General features: G+C 73.9%; 13 protein-coding genes. All 13 read right to left on the bottom strand.

What is annotated here, in order from left to right; translation table 11 throughout:
• Positions 1 to 387: aldehyde dehydrogenase family protein (locus tag ABZ459_RS35920; RefSeq protein ID WP_357979931.1), on the bottom strand; the 387-nt coding region annotated here is incomplete at its 3' end.
• On the bottom strand, positions 384 to 1,166 hold the full coding sequence (locus tag ABZ459_RS35915; protein WP_357979928.1) for a Cof-type HAD-IIB family hydrolase: 783 nt from the start codon (positions 1,164 to 1,166) through the stop codon (positions 384 to 386). The genes ABZ459_RS35920 and ABZ459_RS35915, both read right to left, overlap by 4 nt.
• On the bottom strand, positions 1,163 to 2,005 hold the full coding sequence (locus ABZ459_RS35910) for an inositol monophosphatase family protein (protein WP_357979925.1): 843 nt from the start codon (positions 2,003 to 2,005) through the stop codon (positions 1,163 to 1,165). The genes ABZ459_RS35915 and ABZ459_RS35910 overlap by 4 nt, the downstream gene beginning before the upstream one ends.
• Positions 1,996 to 2,760, bottom strand: a complete 765-nt coding sequence (locus ABZ459_RS35905) for an HAD-IA family hydrolase (protein ID WP_357979922.1) — start codon at positions 2,758 to 2,760, stop codon at positions 1,996 to 1,998. Before ABZ459_RS35905 ends, ABZ459_RS35910 begins: the two co-directional genes overlap by 10 nt.
• Positions 2,757 to 3,854 (bottom strand): ABC transporter ATP-binding protein, encoded by a 1,098-nt coding sequence (locus ABZ459_RS35900; RefSeq protein ID WP_357979919.1) that lies wholly within the window; start codon positions 3,852 to 3,854, stop codon positions 2,757 to 2,759. Before ABZ459_RS35900 ends, ABZ459_RS35905 begins: the two co-directional genes overlap by 4 nt.
• Complete coding sequence (locus tag ABZ459_RS35895; protein ID WP_352324733.1) at positions 3,855 to 5,681, bottom strand: iron ABC transporter permease; 1,827 nt, start codon at positions 5,679 to 5,681, stop codon at positions 3,855 to 3,857.
• 20 nt (positions 5,682 to 5,701) lie between these two features.
• On the bottom strand, positions 5,702 to 6,355 hold the full coding sequence (locus tag ABZ459_RS35890; RefSeq protein ID WP_357979916.1) for a DUF47 family protein: 654 nt from the start codon (positions 6,353 to 6,355) through the stop codon (positions 5,702 to 5,704).
• Positions 6,352 to 7,332 carry an inorganic phosphate transporter gene (locus ABZ459_RS35885; protein ID WP_357979913.1) on the bottom strand — a complete coding sequence of 327 codons (981 nt, stop codon included), beginning with the start codon at positions 7,330 to 7,332 and terminating at the stop codon, positions 6,352 to 6,354. Before ABZ459_RS35885 ends, ABZ459_RS35890 begins: the two co-directional genes overlap by 4 nt.
• Positions 7,332 to 9,170: a 3D-(3,5/4)-trihydroxycyclohexane-1,2-dione acylhydrolase (decyclizing) gene (gene iolD / locus ABZ459_RS35880; protein ID WP_357979910.1), complete on the bottom strand. Its 1,839-nt coding sequence runs from the start codon at positions 9,168 to 9,170 to the stop codon at positions 7,332 to 7,334. Before iolD ends, ABZ459_RS35885 begins: the two co-directional genes overlap by 1 nt.
• Entirely contained in the window at positions 9,167 to 10,078 is a 912-nt protein-coding gene (locus ABZ459_RS35875) for a deoxyribose-phosphate aldolase (protein WP_357979907.1), read from the bottom strand. Before ABZ459_RS35875 ends, iolD begins: the two co-directional genes overlap by 4 nt.
• On the bottom strand, positions 10,071 to 11,036 hold the full coding sequence (iolC, locus tag ABZ459_RS35870; RefSeq protein ID WP_357979905.1) for a 5-dehydro-2-deoxygluconokinase: 966 nt from the start codon (positions 11,034 to 11,036) through the stop codon (positions 10,071 to 10,073). Before iolC ends, ABZ459_RS35875 begins: the two co-directional genes overlap by 8 nt.
• Entirely contained in the window at positions 11,033 to 11,875 is an 843-nt protein-coding gene (locus ABZ459_RS35865; protein ID WP_357979902.1) for a TIM barrel protein, read from the bottom strand. Before ABZ459_RS35865 ends, iolC begins: the two co-directional genes overlap by 4 nt.
• A complete protein-coding gene (locus ABZ459_RS35860) occupies positions 11,872 to 12,843 on the bottom strand; it encodes a Gfo/Idh/MocA family oxidoreductase (protein ID WP_357979899.1) in 972 nt (323 codons plus the stop codon). Before ABZ459_RS35860 ends, ABZ459_RS35865 begins: the two co-directional genes overlap by 4 nt.
• Between the last annotated feature and the right edge of the window lie 108 nt (positions 12,844 to 12,951).

Raw genomic sequence — 12,951 nt, 5'->3', positions numbered from 1 at the left:
CCGGGTCGAGACACCCTCGGAGAAACCCCCCTTGAGCAGATGCGGGATCCCGCACGCGAACTCCACCACCTCCAGCCCGCGCGCCACCTCCCCCAACGCATCCGAATGCACCTTGCCGTGCTCGGCCGAGATCAACCCGGCCAGCTCGTCCCGATGGGCGTACATCAACTCACGGAACCGGAACAACACCCGGCCGCGCTTGATCAGCGAGGAGTCCCGCCACGCCGGGAAGGCCGCCACCGCGGCGGCCACGGCCGCGTCCACCTCGGCCACCGACGCCAGCGCCACGTGACCGCTGACCTCACCCGTGGCCGGGTTGAAGATCTCCGCCGTCCGGTCACCGCCGTCCGTCAGGGCGCCGTTGATCCAATGCTTGACCGACTTCACCGTTCTCCCTCTCCCAGTGCCAGTTCCACCGCGTCCACGAGCGCGCCGTCGGCGCAGGGACGCGCGACCACGTCCGCGGCCGACAGGACGTCCGGGTGGCCGTCGCCGACCGCGATGCCCAGGCCGGCGGCCTGGATCATGTCGATGTCGTTGGGGTTGTCGCCGATGGCGGCGACCTGGTCGAGCGGCACTCCCCTGGCCTTCGCCAGCTCGCGCAGGGCGCTGCCCTTGGTCGCCCCCTCCGGCAGCACCTCCAGGTACGTCGCCTCCGACCGGACGGTGACCGTGCCCGCGATGTCCAGGTCCGGCAGGCGGTCGCCGATCAGCATGCACTTGGTGATCCCGTCGGGGGGCAGCGCCGCCCAGTCGCCGGGGTCGCGCAGCGTGATGCCGTCCCGCCGGGCGTAGTCCCGCAGCTCCGGGACGTCGTCCACGGCCAGCGCCGCCCCGCCGGAGAAGGCCACCGGGTACACGCCCGCGGGCAGCTCGCCGAACAGGCCGAGCAGCGTCTTCCAGGCGGTGGCGGGCAGGTGGCGGGAGCGCAGCACCTCGCCGGTCGCCAGGTTCACGGTGCGGGCGCCGTTGTAGAGGATGGCCGGGCCGTCCAGGCCCAGCTCGTCGTAGTAGGGCCGGGCCGAGCGTTCCATGCGGCCGGTGGCGATGACGACCTCGCCGCCCGCGGCCCGGTAGCGGCGCAGCGCGTCCCGGGCGGCGGGCACCATGGCCAGGTCGCGCCCGACGAGCGTGCCGTCGAGGTCGGTCACGATCCAGCGGATCACGTCGCGCTCCTCGCCCCGGCGACGTCGGCGGCCCCGGCGGCCCCGGCAGCCCCGGCGGCCACGTCGGCCAGCACCGAGGAGGCCAGGTCGAACCCGCCGACGCAGGCCAGGTAGCCGCCCGGCTCGAAGACGCTGCCCGACAGCGGGATGTAGACGCCGCCGGCCTGCCGGACCAGCAGGGATCCGGCCGCGACGTCCCAGGCGTTGACGCGGGTGCCGTACGCGACGTCGGACCAGCCGGCGGCGACGTGGGCGAGCTTGAGCGCGGCGCTGCCCGGCCGGCGGATGGTCGCGAACGACTGGGTCATCCTGGAGAAGCGGCGCAGCGCGCCCTCCTCGTCCTCGGCCAGGTCGCGCGGCGTGGGATAGCTGGACAGCAGCACCGCCTCGCGGTCGGCGCGGGCGCCCGCGCTGCGCAGCGGCTCGCCGTTGCAGACGGCGCCGCCGAGCCAGGCGGTGAACTCGTCGTCGCGCACCGGGTCGTAGATCACCCCGGCCACCACCTCGCCGTCCACGGCGGCGGCGATCGAGGTGCAGAAGAACGGCAGGCCGACGGCGAAGTTGGCGGTGCCGTCGATGGGGTCGACGTACCAGCTGATGGCGCCCTGTCCCCTGGTGCCGCCCTCCTCGCCCACCACGACGCTGTCGGGGCAGAGCCGGTCGAGCACCTCGCGGATGCCCTCCTCGGCCGCCTTGTCGTGCTCGGTCACCGGGTCGTGGAAGTCGCGCTTGGTCTGGATCTCGGGACGGGAGCGGAAGGCGCCGCGCAGCCGGTCGCCGACCGCCCTGGCCGCCTCGGCCGCGATGGCGGCCAGCTCGCGCGAGGTGTTCACGTCCATGTCTCCTCCAGGAGGGTCAGCAGGGCGCGGGGGTCCTCGACCGTGGCCTGAGGGCTTTGCCGCACCCGGTACGGGATCTTGTCGGTGCTCGCGGAGACCATCAGGACGGTCGCCCCCGCCCTGGCCCGGGCGCCGCAGATCACGTCCCGGTCGTAGTTGTCGCCGACGTACCAGGCGTCGGCGGGGTCCACGCCGAGGGCGCGGCAGGCGAGCAGGATCATCTCGGGGTTCGGCTTGCGCACGCCGACCTCGTCGCTGTAGACCTGCGCGGCGAGCAGGTGGTCCAGCCCGCTCCCGGCGAGGTAGTCGCGGTGCACGGCCCCGCACAGCGCGTTGCTGACGACGGCGGGGACGACGCCGTTGCGCAGGCAGGCGTTCAGCAGCTCGGCCATGCCGGTGCGCAGCTTCCTGTCGCTGCGCAGCTCGCCCATGCGCTTGCACAGGGGCGTCGCCTCGACGGTGACCAGCGTGCGGGCCTGCTCGGGCCAGTCGGTGGCGACGAACTCGGCCCAGAACCGGCGGTGGGTCATCTCCTCGGGCGCGAACTGCCGGGACGTGGAGTCCTTCCAGTACTTGTCGGCCCGCGCCCCGGCCCGGATGTCGCTCTCGACGTCCTCGGCGGTCAGGCCGTCGAACCCGGTCCTGGCCAGCATGGTGTGCACCTCGGCGGCCAGCTCGGCCGCCCAGGACGGCCGCTTGGCGGTCTCGACGATCACGCCGCCGAAGTCCAGGAGCAGCGCCTTGGGGCGGATCACGCGGTCACCTCCGCCCGGTCCCAGGAGGAGATGCGGGCGCCGTCCGCGCCGAACAGGTGGAGCTGCTCGGTCCAGCAGGGCAGCACGTCGCCGGGCGCGGCCCGCACCGGCGTGTACGACAGGGCGAACAGCTCGGTGTCCAGGACGCGCAGCCGTACCGTCCAGGAGGAGCCGGCCGGCAGCACGGCCTCGACCAGCGCCTCCTCGCTCCAGGCGGCGGCGGGCGGCGCGCCGAGCCGCAGCGCCTCGGGCCGGATGCCGACGGCGGACGGGGTGACCCCCGAGCCGCGCGCCTCGACGAACCGCAGCAGGGACGCGGCCAGCCCGCCGGGCGCGGCCCCGGTGTCCACGATGGCCATCGGCGGGCTGCCGACGAACTCGGCGACGAACCGGTTGGCGGGCCGCTCGTACATCTCCATGGGCGCGGCGAGCTGCTGCAGCTCGCCCTCGTTCATGACGGCGACGTCGGTGGCCATGGTGAGGGCTTCGAGCTGGTCGTGGGTGACGAAGACGATCGTCGCGCCGGACTCCTCGTGGATGCGCTTGAGCTCGGCCCGCATCTCCAGGCGCAGCCGGGCGTCGAGGTTGGACAGCGGCTCGTCCAGCAGCAGCACGGACGGGTTGACCGCGAGCATCCTGGCCAGGGCGACGCGCTGCTGCTGGCCGCCGGACAGCTGGGACGGGTAACGGTCCATGGCGGCGTCGACGTGCACCATCCGCAGCGCCGCCTCGGCCCGCGAGCGCCGCTCGGGGGCCGGCACCTTGCGCATGCGCAGCCCGAACTCCACGTTGTCGCGCACGGACAGGTGCGGCCAGAGCGCGTAGTTCTGGAACACCAGCCCCATCGCCCGCTTCTCGGGCGGGACGTAGACCCCCTGCTCGACGGAGTCCAGGACGCGCTCGCCGACGGCGATGCTGCCCGCGGTGGGCTGCTCGAGGCCGGCGATCATGCGCAACGTGGTGGTCTTGCCGCAGCCGGAGGGGCCGAGCAGGCACATGAAGGCGCCGTCGGGGACCACGAGGTCGAGGTTCTTCACCGCGTAGTCGCCGCCGCCGTAGCTCTTGGAGACTGCGCTCAAGGTGATGTTCGGCATCTATCCTCCTAGGCCGGACGCCAGGCTGCTCTTGGTCAGCCGCTGGGTCAGGGAAGTCATGGTGAAGGAGAGCAAAGCGATCATGAGGACGACGCCGTTGGCGAGCTGCGTGTATCCGTAGTCGACCAGGCCGATGGAGAGCGTCGTGAGAAGCTGGGTGCCGGTGGTGGTCAGCATCACGACGATGCTGAGCTCCTTCAGCCCCGAGATGAACGGCAACACGATCCCGGTGACCAGGGCGCCCTTCTGGATCGGGAAGATGATCCGCCGCATCCGGTGCCACCAGGAGGCCCCGGCGATCTGCGCGGCCTCCTCCGGTTCCCGGCCGAGCTGCATCATCGCCGCGATGCCCGAGCGCGAGCTGTACGGCAGGTGCGTCACGGCCATGACCAGGATCAGCAGGAACGTCGTCCCGTACAGCGCCGGGACGGGCCCGCGGGCGACGGCGAACAGCGACAGCGAGGCGGCGGCGAAGGCGATGCCGGGGATGAGGTACGGCAGGAACGACACCTGGCGCAGGAACCCGGCGATGCGCGGCGCGGTGCCGCGGACCACGACGTACCCGATGAGCAGGCCGGCGACCGCGCAGATCAGCGAGGCCAGGCCGACGATGCGCAGCGAGTTCCAGGCGGCCTGCCACAGCTCGGAGCCGCGCAGGATGCCGTGCGGGAACCCGACCGCGCCGGGGAGCCGGTCGGCGATCCAGTAGTCGAGCGTCAGGGTCGACAGGTCCAGCGGCGTTCGGGTGAGCGTGGACAGCAGCAGCGTGAGCACCGGGATCAGCACGCTGACCACGAAGACCACCGCGCCCAGCGCGAAGGCGGGCCAGCGCCAGCCGCGCAGGTCGCCCAGCCGGTCCATCGCGCCCTTGCCTCCGACGGTGACGAACCTGCGCTGCTCGCGCATCAGCCGCATGTCGGTGAAGACGATCAGCACGCCGATGATCACGATGACGGTGGCGAGCACGGACGCCACGCCGGTGCTGCGGTCCCTGATCGACTGGAACAGCCCGGTGGACAGCACCTGGTAGTCGGCGGGCAGGCCGAGCACGTACGGGGTGCCGAACGTGCCGAGCACCCGCCCGACCACGAGCAGCACGGCCGAGGAGAGCGCGGGCAGCATCAGCGGCACCACGATCCGCCGCACGACGACGCGCCGCGGCGCCCCGAGGATCCGGGCCGAGTCCTCGAGCTGGACGTCGATCCTGCGCAGCGCGTTGCCGACCAGCAGCAGCACGAACGGGTAGTAGTGCAGCCCGAGCGTGACGATGATCGGCAGCGGGCCGTAGGCCAGCCAGTCGGGGGTGCGCACGCCGGCCGACTCCAGGAAGCCCACCTGACCCCCGGCCCGCTCGTTCTTGAACAGCGTCAGCCAGGCCAGCGAGAACGTCCACGACGGCAGCATGTACGGCACCACCAGCGCCCCGGCCAGCCACTTGCGGCCGGGCACGTTGGTCCGGGTCACCAGCCAGGCCATCCCGCCGCCGAGCAGCAGCGCGAACAGCACGGTGCCGACCGCGACGACCAGCGTGTTGACCAGCGGGCCCCAGAACAGCAGGCCGCTGATCTGGGAGCGGAAGACCCGCCACAGGTAGTAGCCGGTCCACTCGCCCGGCTGCTGGCCGGCGTGCAGCTCGTCGCCGAACTGGAGGCGGAAGGCGTCCGACAGGACCGCGATCAGGGGGGCGACGACGAGGTAGGCGAGCAGGACGACGAGGATCAGGCCGAGCGCGGCGGTCGGGTCGTGCCGCAGGACCTGGAGGCGGTAGCGGAGTCGGCGCCGTCTCGGCGGGCGAGGCGGCGGTTCCGTCTTGGTCAGAACAGCCATGGTCTTCCTTCGGGGGGTTTTCAGTGGCTTCGTTTGAGCATGGCGTCGGCGAGGGCGTCGGCGGCCTCGCCGAGCCGGCGGCCCACGGCGTCCAGGCGGGAGAGCAGCTCGCGTTCGCGCAGGGTGTCCATGTCCAGCGGGCCGGCGAACAGCTCGGTGAGCCGGGCCTGGTAGAGCTGGCGGACGCGGCTGCGGGACTTGCGGGTGGCGAGCACGGCCACGGTGACCGAGCCGGGATCGCCGGTGATCTTCAGCAGGGCCCGTTCGAGCTGGTCCAGGCCGTCGATGACGGCGCGCAGCGGCTCGGCGGCGAAGGTGAGGTCGGCGGGCCCGAACAGGTCGGCCTCGCGGACGAAGTCGCGTAACTGGTCCAGCACGTCGTCGATCGAGCGGGAGAGCCGGAACAGGTCCTCCCTGTCGATGGGGGTGGCCAGCACCCGTCTCAGCGCCCGGACGAGCTCGGCGCGGGCGGCGTCGCCCTCGTGCTCGACCTCGGCCATGCGGGCGCGGGCGGCGGCCTGGCCGGTCGTGCCGGAGGCGGCCGAGCGGGCCAGCACGGCGCCCTCCCTGGCCACGGCGACCTGGCCGCGGATCAGGTCGATCACCCGCCGCCCGGACCGGCCGCGCAGCTCGTCCCAGGCGCGGGCGAGCCGGCGGGGCCGTCCGCCGCTCACAGCAGCCTCAGGCCGAGCCCGGCCAGGACGCCCAGGGCCATGGACGACGGCAGCGTGACCAGCCACGCCGTACCCATGTTCAGCACTCCTTGCCATCGCACCCTCCTGCTTCCTTCGCTTGCCACCACGCCGACGACCCCGGCGGTCACGGACTGGGTCATGCTCACCGGGCTGCCCAGGGCCGAGCTGCCGAGGACGGCTCCGGTGGCCGCCGTCTCGGCCGACAGCACGTGCAGCGGCCGGGTGATGACCAGGCCGCGGCCGACCCGCTCGCCCACCCGGGGCAGCGTGGTCAGCGCCCCGGCGAGGAACAGCGCCACCAGCACGGCCATCCACCCGGGGGCGAGCTGGACGGGCCCGACCCGGCCGAGCCCGTTGCGGCCCACGTCCACGGCGACGCTCACCACGGCGATCATCTTCTGGCCGTCGTTGACGGCGTAGGCCAGGCACTGGGCCGCGTACGCCACCAGGTGGGCGGCCAGCACCAGCCCCGGCATCCGGCGCGAGGACGGCACCCGCCGGGACGCGGTGCCCAGCAGGTAGCCGAGCCCCAGCCCGACCAGCGGCGCGCACGCCCCGATCGCCAGGACGGTGACCAGGCTCGGCCAGGCCACCGGCAGGCCGGCGCCGAGCCCGGCGCCCGCGATGCCGCCGATCACCGCCAGCGTCAGGCTGGTGGGCAGCCCTCTGCCGGTCAGCGCCGCCACCACCACGACGGCGATCACCACGCCGGCCAGGAACACGGCCGCGCCGCTCCCTGAGTCGAGCCCCGCGAGCCCCTCGGTGAAGGTCCGCGCGACCGCGACGCCCAGCACGTACGGCCCGGCGAACAGGACCGCCACCAGCAGCGCGGCGGCCAGCCAGCCGGGCGTGCGCGGGAACCGCAGGCCGAGGCCGATCAGCGTGGCGCCGTCGTTGGCCCCGCTGATCAGCACGAACAGGACGGCCACCGCGGCGAAGGCCAGCGTCCAGCCCATCAGAGGTAGAGCCGCTGGTCGCGCTTGGCCTCGTCGTAGCGCTCGCGCGCGGCCCGGACCTCGGGCAGGCCGGACACCTGCGCGACCGGCACGTCCCACCAGGCCTGCGCGCCCGGACCGCCGCCGGGGACGGGTTCGACGTGCACGACGGTGGTCCTGGCCGACTCCTTGGCCTTGACCAGGGCGGCCCGCAGCGACTCGGGGCCGTCGGCGCGCAGCACGTCGGCGCCCAGGCTGGCGGCGTTGGCGGCCAGGTCCACCGGCAGGGGCTCGCCGTCGAGCTCGCCGCCGGGCCCGCGGGTGCGGTACGCGGTGCCGAGCCGCCGGGCGCCCACCGACTCGCTGAGGTTGCCGATGGAGGCGAAGCCCCGGTTGTCCACCAGGACGATCACCAGCTTGATCCGCTCCTGCACGGCGGTCGCGATCTCCTGCGCCATCATCAGGTACGACCCGTCGCCGACCAGCACGAACACCTCGCGGTCCGGCGCGGCCAGCTTCACCCCGAGGCCGCCGGCGATCTCGTAGCCCATGCACGAGTAGCCGTACTCGACGTGGTACTGCTCGGGGTCGGCGGGCCGCCAGAGGCGGTGCAGGTCGCCCGGCATCGAGCCGGCCGCGTTGACCACCACGCCGCCTCCGGCGACCTCGTTGAGTATCCCGAGCATGACGGGCTGGGTGAGCTCGGGGCCCGCGTAGGTGTGGCCGATCTCCGACTGCCAGGCGGCGGCCAGGGCGGCGGCCCGGTGGGTCCATTCCGGGTCGGCCAGCCAGTCAACCTCGTCGAGGGCGCGCAGGGCCTCGCGGGCGTCGGCGACGAGCGTGGCGCCCGCGTTCTTGGCCGCGTCGAACGCGGTGACGTTGACGTTGAGGAAGGCGGCCTGCCCGAACAGCGTCCTGGAGGCGGTGGTGAAGTCGGTGTAGCGGGTGCCGACGCCGATGACCAGGTCGGCCTCGCGGGCCAGGGTGTTGGCCGCGTCGGTGCCGGTGTGGCCGATCGCGCCGGCCGCGCGGGGGTGGTCGTAGGGCAGCGCGCCCTTGCCCGCCTGCGTCTCGCCCACCGGCACGCCGTGGTTCTCGGCGAAGCGGGTCAGCTCCGCCCAGGCCCCGCTGTACCGGACGCCGCCGCCGGCCACGATCAGCGGCCTGCGGGAGCCGCGCAGCAGCTCCTTCGCCCTGGCCAGCGCGGCCGGCTCGGGGACCGGGCGGGGGACGTGCCAGACCCGCCGGGCGAACAGCTCCTCAGGCCAGTCGTAGGCCTCGGCCTGCACGTCCTGGGGCAGCGCGAGCGTGACCGCGCCCGTCTCGGCGGGGTCGGTGAGCACCCGCATCGCCGCCAGCAGCGCGGCCGGGAGCTGTTCCGGGCGGTTGATCCGGTCGAAGAAGCGCGACACCGGGCGCAGCGAGTCGTTGACCGACACGTCGTAGGACCGGGGGTCCTCCAGCTCCTGCAGCACCGTGCCGGGGGCGCGGGTGGCGAAGACGTCGCCGGGCAGCAGCAGCACCGGCACCCGGTTGATCGTGGCCAGCGCCGCGCCGGTGACCAGGTTGGTGGCGCCGGGCCCGATGGACGTCGTGCAGGCGAAGGTGGACAGCCGCGCGCGGGTACGGGCGTAGCCGACGGCCGTGTGCACCATGGCCTGCTCGTTGCGGGCCAGATAGTACGGCAGCGCGTCGCCCGTGCCCGCGCCCTGCTCGGCCAGCGCCTGGCCGACGCCCGCGACGTTGCCGTGGCCGAAGATCCCGAGCACGCCGGCGATCAGCCGCTGCTCGACGCCGTCGCGCTCCGACCGCTGGGCGGCCAGGAAGCGGGTCAGCGCCTGGGCCGTGGTCAGCCTCATGAGGCACCTCCTTGCACGAGATCGGGCACGCCGCCCTCCAGCAGGCCGAGCGCGGTGTCCACGGCGGCGCCCACGTCCCCGTCGGGCGGGTAGAGCAGCGCCCGGCCGACCACCAGGCCGCGCACGCCGGGCAGGCGCAGCGCCTTGCGCCAGGAGTCGTACATCTCGCCGGTGTCCTGGCCGGAGTCGCCGCCCAGCAGCAGCACGGGCAGGGTCGTGGACTCCACGACGCGTTCCATCTCCGGCACGACCGGGATCTTCAGCCAGGTGCGGGCGGAGGTCGCGCCGAGCCCCTGGCCGACGCTGATGGCGTGGATCACGGCCTCGGGCGACAGGTCGTGCCGCACCACGCCGTCCTGCCGCCTGGACCAGAACGGCTCGACCATCGCCATCAGGCCGTGCCTGGCCAGGTCGGTGACGGCCTGGCCGCAGCTGGCCAGGGTGGCGGCGGTGGCGCTGTCCTCCAGCGCGATCCGGCACAACATCTTGCCGCCGTCCAGGCCCATCGCGGCGATGGTGGGGGCGTCGTAGGCGGTGAAGCGGTCGTCGAACTCGAACACCGAGCCATGCACGCCGCCGCGGTTCATCGAGCCGATGACGATCTTGTCGTCGAGCGCGCCGAGCAGCAGCAGGTCCTCGACGATGTCGGGGGTGGCCAGCAGGCCGTCCACGCCGGGCCTGGCCAGGGCGGTCATGAGCCGGTCGAGCAGGTCGGCGCGGCTGCGCATGGCCATCGGGTGGCCGGCCACGCCGAGGGCGCCGCGGGCCGGATGGTCGGCCGCGATGATGAGCAGCTGCTCCCTGCCGTTCCTGAGTGGCCGGCGCCGGCGGGCGGCCGCCGCCTCGGCGACGCGCTCCGGCTGCCAGGCGCGCTGGTCGAGCAGCCGGCGGTAGTCCTGCTCACGCATGCGTGACGGCTCCTTCCGAGAGGGTGGCGGACAGGACGGCCTCGACCTCGTCCGCCGTGGGCATCGCGGGCGCGCAGGCCAGGCGTCCGGCGACGATCGCGCCCGCGGCGTTGGCGAAGCGCAGAGTGCGTTCCAGCGGCCAGCCTTCGAGCAGGCCGTGGCAGAGCGCGCCGCCGAAGGCGTCGCCGGCGCCGAGCCCGTTGACCACCTCGACCGGGACGGGCGGCACCCGTACGGTCTCCGTGGCGGTCATGCCGAGCACGCCGTCCGGGCCCTGTTTGACGATGGCCAGCTCGACGCCCGCGGCCAGCAGGGCCTCCCCGGCCGCGCGCGGGTCGCGGGTGCCGGTGGCCACCTCGACCTCGTCGAGGTTGCCGGCCGCGACGGTGACGTGCGCGAGCGCCTCCCGCACCCGCTTGCCGGCGGTGGCCGCGTCGGCCCAGAACATGGGCCGGTAGTCCAGGTCGAGCACGGTGTGCCGGGCGCGCCCGCGGGCCTGCCAGGCGGCCAGGTGGGCGGCGTGGGACGGCTCGGCCGACAGGCCGGTCACGGTGGCCCAGAACAGCCGCGCCTCGGTGACGGCCGCCAGGTCGAGGTCGCCGGGCGCGATCTCCAGGTCGGGCGCGTCCTGGCGGTAGAAGTAGAGCGGGAAGTCGTCCGGCGGCCTGATCTCGCAGAACGTGACCGGCGTCGGCCGGCCGGGCGCGGCGCCGACCAGGCGGTCGTCCACGCCGTAGGAGCGCAGCGCGTCGCGGACGAACGCGCCGAACGGGTCGTCGCCGGTCCGCGTGATCACCGCGCTGGAGCGGCCCAGGCGGGCGGCGGCCACGGCCACGTTGGTGGGGCTGCCGCCCAGGTACTTGCCGAACGTCTCCACGTGCCGCAGCGACACGCCGCTCTGGAGCGGGTAGACGTCCACGCCGACCCGGCCCATCGTCAGCACGTCGAGGGCGCTCACGCCAGGCCCCGCAGGAACGCCACGCCCGCCCGCACGTCGTCGGCCGGGCCAGCGCCCGCCGGGGGCTCGGCGTCGAGGACGACGTCCTGCTCCATGACGTACCAGCCGTCGTAGCCGGCGGCGGTCAGGCGTTCGACGATGCCCCGGACGTCCACGTCGCCGCGGCCGAGCCGGCGGTAGATCCCGGCGCGGACGGCGTCGGTGTAGGTCAGCTCGCCGGCCCGGACGCGGGCGGCGAGCGCGGCGTCGACGTCCTTCAGGTGCACGTGGGCGATCCGCTCGGGGACGCGGGTGACCAGGTCGAGCGGGTCGCCGCCGCCGATGAGCAGGTGGCCGGTGTCCAGGCAGAGCGGGACGGCGCTGCCGCCGAGCACCCGGTCCACCTCCTGGCCGGTCTCGACCATGGTGCCGACGTGGGGGTGCAGGGTGAGCGCGCGGCCGTCGCCCTTGGCCTCGTGGAAGGCGCGGTCGAGGTTGCCGAGCAGGGTGCGCCAGCCGGTGTCGTCCAGCTCGGGACGGGCGTCGTAGCCGTCGGCGCCGGTGGCGGCGGCCAGCACGACGACCACGTCCGGGTCGAAGGCGTCCCAGGTGGCGCGGAGGGCGGGCAGCGGGTCGTGGGCGGGGTCGTGCAGGACCGCGGGGACGAATCCGCCCACCGCGCGCAGCCCGTACCGGCCGAGCAGGTCGCGGTCGGCGGGCAGGAATCCCTCGGGGCCCAGCTCGGTGGCGGTCAGGCCGAGCCCGGCCATCTCGGCGAGCACCCGGTCGGCGGTGAGCTGGTGTCCCCATCCGGGCACCTCGCACACGCCCCACGAGATGGGTGCGGCGGCGATCCTCACTTGGCCACCTCCAGCACGCGCACCGGACGGCCCTCGCGGCGCGCCAGGTCGGCGGCCTCGGCCAGGTAGAGGGCGGCCAGGGCGTCGCGGACGGTGCAGGGGCTCTCGCTCTCGCCCCTGGCCATCGACAGGAACGCGCCCATCTCGGCGACGTAGGCGGCCTCGAACCTGGTCTGGAAGTCCGGCCACGGCGGCCCGTCCGGGCTCAGGCCCTCGGCCGAGCGCAACGGGGCGCGGTCGCCGAGCCCGACGGCGCGGGTGCCCAGGGTGCCGGCCAGCTCCATGCGCACGTCGTAGCCGGCGCCGTTGTAACGGGAGCCCTGCAGGGTGACCAGCGTGCCGTCGTCCATGACGATCAGGGCGGCGCTGGTGTCGACGTCCCCGGCGGCGGCGAAGTACGGCTCGCCGCGGTTGGCGCCGACCGCCTGCACCGTGTCCGCCTCGCGGCCGGTGACCCAGCGCAGGATGTCGAAGTCGTGGATGTGGCAGTCGCGGAAGATGCCGCCGGACTGGGCGACGTACTCGGCGGGCGGCGGCGCGGGGTCGCCGGTCAGCATGTGCACGCGGTGCAGTTCGCCGAGCTCGCCCGCCAGCAGCGCCTCGCGGGCGGCCTGGTAGCCGGCGTCGAAGCGGCGCTGGAAGCCGATGTGCACGCCGATCCCGGCCCGTTCGACGGCCTCGGCCACCCGTAACGTCTCCTTGACGGTCGGCGCGGCCGGTTTCTCGCAGAACGCCGGCACTCCCCGCTCGCACGCCCTCAGCAGGCCCTCGGCGTGGGCGGAGGTCGGCGTCGCGAGCACCACCGCGTCCGCGTCGAAGGGATCGCCGGTCCGGGCGCCGAGCCGCCGGGCCACCTCCTCCGCCCTCGCCGTGTCCACGTCGGACACGACGAGCTCGTCAACCAAGGTGGACAGGGTGGTGGCATGGAACATGCCTATACGTCCAAGGCCCAGCAGACCCACACGCATGATCGCTCCTCATCCAGGGGGGCCTCCAGTTCTAGATGAACAAGAGATGAACAGTCAAGACTTTGTCCTGACATAAGGATGAACTGTCGTAGCTGGGACGCGGGGCCG

The sequence above is a fragment of the Nonomuraea sp. NPDC005692 genome, assembly GCF_040631115.1.
Classification (GTDB): domain Bacteria; phylum Actinomycetota; class Actinomycetes; order Streptosporangiales; family Streptosporangiaceae; genus Nonomuraea.
Note: the sequence above shows the minus strand (reverse complement) of the source record. Positions and strands in the feature narration are given on the sequence as shown.